The sequence below is a fragment of the Pseudonocardia sp. EV170527-09 genome, from assembly GCF_008369905.1.
In the GTDB taxonomy this organism is placed as follows: domain Bacteria; phylum Actinomycetota; class Actinomycetes; order Mycobacteriales; family Pseudonocardiaceae; genus Pseudonocardia.
The window spans coordinates 1-4,739 of the sequence record NZ_VRMC01000170.1; the positions used below are offsets into that span (position 1 = coordinate 1).

Genomic DNA, 4,739 nt, shown 5'->3' on the forward strand with positions numbered 1-4,739 from the left:
GCCCCGGTCGAGGAGGCCGAGGCCGCCGGACTGCGGGTGATGGAGCTCGCCGGACCCGGCGCGACGATCGGGACCACCGCGCACGGCGTGATGGCCGACGGCCGCGGTGTCGAGGGCGAGCCCGCCGTCGCCGTCTGGGCGGCGTCGCTGCCCGGCACCTGGGTCCGGACGTTCTTCCCGGTCGCGCAGCGCCGCCCCGGCGCGGGACCGGACGGACGCGACGCGATCGCGGTGCGCGGGCTGGTCCCACCCGCCGAGGACGACCGTGTGGCCGTCCTGCTGGCCGACCCGTCCGTGTTCCCGGTCAGCGGGGTCCTGGACCGGCTCGCGTCGACCCATCCGGGGTTCCCGGTGATCGGGGGCCTGGCCGGCGGACCCGGCGGACCCGGGGCCGACCGGCTGTTCGCCGGGGGCACCGTGCACCACGGCGGGGCGGTCGGGGTGCTGCTCGGCGGTGCGTCCGACGCGCGGGTCGTCGTCAGCCAGGGATGCCGCCCCATCGGGCCGCCGATGGTCGTCACCAGCGCCCGGGACAACCGGATCGCCGAGCTCGCCGGGCGGCCCGCCGCCGAGCGGCTGCGCGAGATCGTCACCGCCCTGCCGCCCGAGGAGCAGGAGCAGGCGCTGACCGGGCTGCACCTGGGCGTCGCCGTCGACGAGTACGCCGAGTCCCACGACCGCGGCGACTTCCTGGTCCGCGCGGTGCTGGCCGTCGACGTCGGCGACGGCGCCGTCATCGCGGGTGACCTCGTCGAGGTCGGCACCACCGTGCGCTTCCAGGTCCGCGACGCCGCGGGCGCCGCCCAGGACCTGCACGAGCTGCTCGCCCCGGTGCGCCGCGCCGCGCCGGCCGCGGGTGCGTTGCTGTTCTCCTGCAACGGCCGCGGCGCCGGCATGTTCGGCGACGCCGACCACGACGTGCACGCCGTGCGCGTCGGTCTCGACCCGCACACGACCGGTGCGACGGGCCCCCGGGTGGCCGGCTTCTTCGCCGCCGGCGAGATCGGCCCCGTCGGGCCGGGCAACCACCTGCACGCGTTCACCGCGTCCGTGCCGGTGGTCTGAGCGCTCAGCGCAGGGTCCGGAAGAACCCCCGCACCTCGTCGACGAAGGACTCGGGCTGCTCCAGCGACGGGAAGTGCCCGCCGACGTCGGGGCGGGAGAACCAGCGCAGGTCGGTGTAGCGGCGCTCCAGCCAGGAGCGGGGGAGCTTCACCATCTCGTGCGGGAACTGGGCGACACCGGTCGGGACGTCGACGTCGTCGAGGCGGCGGCGGGCGAAGCTCTCCCAGTAGATCCGCGCCGACGATGCTCCGGCCGACCCCAGCCAGTACTGCATGACGTTGTCCAGCAGCCGGTCCCGGCTGATCACGTTCTCCGGGTGGCCCGCGCAGTCGGTCCAGTCCCAGAACTTCTCCACGATCCACGTGCACTGCGCGACGGGGGAGTCGGCGAGGCCGTAGCCGATGGTCTGCGGACGGGTGGACTGCTCCGCGGAGTAGCCGGAGCCGTAGCGCGAGAACTCCTTGGAGAAGCGGATGTCGGCCTTCTCCTGCGCCGACAGGGCCTCGGCGTCGTCGGGCTTGGGGGCCAGCGCCATCGTCAGGTGGATGCCGATCAGCATCTCCGGGGCCGCGGTCCCCAGCGCCGAGGTGATCATCGAGCCCCAGTCGCCGCCCTGTGCGGCGAAGCGCTCGTAGCCGAGCCGGTCCATCAGCTGCGCCCAGGCGACGGCGATCCGCTCGACCCCCCACCCGGTCGTCGTGGGCTTGCCGGAGAACCCGAACCCGGGCAGCGTCGGCACGACGACGTGGAAGGCGTCGGCCGGGTCCTCGGGGTCGGTCAGCGCGGGCAGCACGCCGAGGAACTCCACGAGCGAGCCCGGCCAGCCGTGGGTGAGCAGCAGCGGCATCGCGTCCGGGTGCTTCGACCGGGCGTGCAGCACGTGGATCTCGACCGCGTCGTCGCCACCGCCGTCGAGACCGGTGCGGAACTGCGGCCACGCGTTGATCTCCGCCTCGACGCGGCGCCAGTCGTAGCGGGTGCGCCAGTAGTCGCAGAGCTCGCGGGCGTAGTCCAGCGGCACGCCCTGGGACCAGCCGTCGACCGTCGCCGGGTCCGGCCAGCGGGTGCGGGCGAGCCGCTCGCGCAGGTCGTCCAGCTCGGCGTCGGGGATCTCGATCCGGAAGTCGCGCACCTGGCCACGGTGACACGGAACGTGACGACGGGCGCCGCGGCCACGGCATCGGAACGATCACGATGCCGCGAGGGCCCGGCTGATCCCGCGGGCCGCCGCGCGCACCGCGGGCACCAGGGTGTGCGGGTTCGTCGCGGCCGGCACGACGATCGACAGCCCGGCGACGACCGGCCCGTCCCCGGCGCGCACCGGAGCGGCCACCGACATCGACACCTCCTCGATCTGCCGGTCGGACACCACGAACCCGCCGGTCCGGGCCTGGGCGAGCAGCGCACGGACGCCGTCGGCGCGGCACACCGTCCACGGGGTGAACCGGCGGATCGGGCGGGCCAGCACCGTCTCCACCGCTGCCGGGTCGGCGTGCGCGAGCAGCACGAGCCCGACCCCGGTCGCCGTCGACGGCAGCCGGGACCCGGTCCGCGAGACGATCGAGACGGCGCCGCGGCTGGACAGGCGCTCGACGTAGACGACCTCGCCGGGGTCGTCCGGGTCGAGCACCGCGAGCGCCACGTTGTGCCGGGTGACCTCGTGCAGGTCCTCCAGGAACGGCATCGCCGCCTCCCGCAGCCCGTGGCTGGCCGGGGCCAGGTGCGCGATCTCCCAGAGCCGCAGCCCGATCCGGTAGCGGCCGTCGTCGCCGCGGTCCAGCGCCCCGCCCGCGGCGAGCTCACCGGCGATCCGGTGCACCGTCGTCAGCGGGAGCCCGGTGCGCCGGGCGATGTCGGTCAACCCCAGCACCGGGGCCTGCGCGCTGAAGGCACCCAGCACGTCCAGCACCCGCGCGGTGACCCCCGACCGGACCGGACGTGTCGCCATGACCGGGCATTCTTCCGCAGAGCGGAAGCGGGGTCGAATGCTCCGGTGCCGGGGCGGGAAGGTGACGCCCATGACGCAGCGACGCGAGACCCGGACCCAGGTCGGCATCGTCGGAGCGGGCCCCGCCGGGCTCGTCCTGGCGAAGCTGCTGGCGCTGTCCGGGATCGAGTCGGTGGTCCTGGAGTCCCGCGACCGTGCCTACGTCGAGGCGCGGGTCCGCGCCGGCGTGCTGGAGGCGCCGACCGTCGAGCTGCTCCGGGAGATGGGCGTCGCCGGCCGGCTGGACCGCGAGGGCATGCCGCACACCGGCATCGCGCTGCGCTTCGCCGAGGCCCCCGGTGCACCCGCTGCCGACCACCGCATCGACTTCGCCGACCTCGTCGGCACCGGCATCACGGTCTACGGCCAGCAGGAGGTCGTGAAGGACCTGCTCGCCGACCGCGTCGACGCCGCCGGGCTGCCGGTGGAGTTCGGCGTCACCGGCGTCGCCCTGCACGACGTCGACACCGACACCCCGTCGATCACCTACGCCGCCGCCGACGGCACCGAGCACCTCCTGCGCTGCGACGTGATCGCCGGCTGCGACGGCTTCCACGGCGTCTCCCGCCCGCTCGTCGCCCCGGAGATCGCCGAGCGCGTCTACCCGTTCTCCTGGCTCGGCGTGCTCGCGAAGGCTGCCCCCACCACCGACGAGCTCGTCTACGCCCACCACGACGACGGCTTCGCCCTCTACTCGATGCGCAGCCCCGAGGTGACCCGGCTCTACGTCCAGGTCCCGAACGACACCGACCCGTCCGACTGGTCCGACGCCCGCATCTGGGACGCCCTGCACACCCGCCTGGCCTGCGACGGCTTCACGATCAACGAGGGCGAGTTCATCGAGAAGCCCTCGGTCACCCCGATGCGCAGCATGGTCGCCTCGCCGATGCGCCGCGGACGGCTGTTCCTCGCCGGCGACGCCGCGCACATCGTGCCGCCCACCGGCGCCAAGGGCATGAACCTCGCCATCGCCGACGTCCGGGTGCTGGCCGACGCGGTCGTCCGTGCGCTGCGCGACGGCGACGACGCGGGCCTCGACGGCTACTCCGAGACCTGCCTGCGCCGCGTCTGGCGGGCGGAGCACTTCTCCTGGTTCATGACCTCGATGCTGCACCGCTTCGACCCCGCCACCGAGGGCGGCGACGCGTTCGGCGTCGGGCTGCAACGCTCCCAGCTGCGCTACACCGTGACCTCCCGCGCCGCCGCGACGAGCCTCGCCGAGAACTACGTCGGCCTCCCGCACGGCGCCGTCTAGATGTGATGTCCAGGGAGGTTGTCCCGTCCGGGGGCGGTGAGTCTGGCTGACAGACGAAGGCCTCCGGTTGTGAAGTGGAGCTGTCGAGGAACCGCTTCACCCACCGGAGGCCTTCGTGTCCCACGCTAACGCCGCTCTGACCCCGCGCGCCCGGCTGCGGCTCGCTCAACTCGTCGTCGAGCACGGCTGGACCCACACCGCGGCCGCGACAATGTTCATGGTCTCCGCGCGGACCGCCAAGAAGTGGTCCGACCGCTACCGGGCCGAGGGGCCGGCGGGGATGGCCGACCGCAGCTCACGGCCGAGGTCCTCACCGACGAAGACCCGTGTCGGTCTGGTGCGGCGAATCGTACGGCTGCGCTGGCGGCACCGGCTGGGCCCGGTCCAGATCGCCGGGCGCCTGGGCATGGCCGCCTCGACCGTGCACGCGGT

Annotated in this window: 5 protein-coding genes; 3 read left to right on the plus strand and 2 right to left on the minus strand. The window is 74.3% G+C overall.

Annotation, left to right across the window (positions count from 1 at the left end; translation table 11 throughout):
- Positions 1-1,065, plus strand: a 1,065-nt coding sequence (locus tag FVA95_RS27510) for an FIST N-terminal domain-containing protein (protein ID WP_149666718.1), incomplete at its 5' end; no start/stop codon positions are given.
- A gap of 4 nt (positions 1,066-1,069) precedes the next feature.
- Here FVA95_RS27510 and FVA95_RS27515 read toward each other — a convergent pair.
- The gene (locus tag FVA95_RS27515; RefSeq protein ID WP_149666720.1) at positions 1,070-2,197 is read right to left on the minus strand and encodes an epoxide hydrolase family protein; all 1,128 of its coding nucleotides are present in this window, start codon (positions 2,195-2,197) and stop codon (positions 1,070-1,072) included.
- A gap of 57 nt (positions 2,198-2,254) precedes the next feature.
- Complete coding sequence (locus tag FVA95_RS27520; protein WP_149666722.1) at positions 2,255-3,013, minus strand: IclR family transcriptional regulator; 759 nt, start codon at positions 3,011-3,013, stop codon at positions 2,255-2,257.
- 70 nt (positions 3,014-3,083) lie between these two features.
- On the opposite strand from FVA95_RS27520, the gene FVA95_RS27525 reads away from it, so the two are divergent.
- Together FVA95_RS27525 and FVA95_RS27530 are read left to right on the plus strand one after the other, a co-directional pair.
- On the plus strand, positions 3,084-4,307 hold the full coding sequence (locus FVA95_RS27525) for a 4-hydroxybenzoate 3-monooxygenase (protein WP_149666724.1): 1,224 nt from the start codon (positions 3,084-3,086) through the stop codon (positions 4,305-4,307).
- Between the two features lie 115 nt (positions 4,308-4,422).
- Positions 4,423-4,739: leucine zipper domain-containing protein (locus tag FVA95_RS27530; protein WP_149664620.1), on the plus strand; the 317-nt coding region annotated here is incomplete at its 3' end.